This window comes from Ancylomarina longa (assembly GCF_003996985.1).
Taxonomy (GTDB): Bacteria; Bacteroidota; Bacteroidia; order Bacteroidales; family Marinifilaceae; genus Ancylomarina_A; species Ancylomarina_A longa.
Genome location: NZ_RJJX01000191.1, coordinates 1 through 515, shown reverse-complemented (window position 1 = coordinate 515; position 515 = coordinate 1). Strand labels below are relative to the sequence as shown.

Genomic DNA, 515 nt, shown 5'->3' with positions numbered 1-515 from the left:
CTTTACCCGTGGCAATGCCCGCGCAGACGATCTGGTACGCAATAACGGCTATGCCGCCAACGCCATCCAGCTGCATCAGGATCATATCGTCGGGTCTTTTTTCCGGCTCAGTCATCGCCCAAGCTGGCGCTATCTGGGCATCGGGGAGGAAGAAGCCCGTGCCTTTTCCCGCGAGGTTGAAGCGGCATGGAAAGAGTTTGCCGAGGATGACTGCTGCTGCATTGACGTTGAGCGAAAACGCACGTTTACCATGATGATTCGGGAAGGTGTGGCCATGCACGCCTTTAACGGTGAACTGTTCGTTCAGGCCACCTGGGATACCAGTTCGTCGCGGCTTTTCCGGACACAGTTCCGGATGGTCAGCCCGAAGCGCATCAGCAACCCGAACAATACCGGCGACAGCCGGAACTGCCGTGCCGGTGTGCAGATTAATGACAGCGGTGCGGCGCTGGGATATTACGTCAGCGAGGACGGGTATCCTGGCTGGATGCCGCAGAAATGGACATGGATACCCC

The 515-nt window shown here is 57.9% G+C and carries 1 protein-coding gene; it reads left to right on the top strand.

Going from position 1 to position 515, the window contains the following annotated elements:
- The coding region (locus DLK05_RS16950) for a phage portal protein (RefSeq protein WP_148114132.1) at positions 1-515 on the top strand (515 nt) is incomplete at both ends.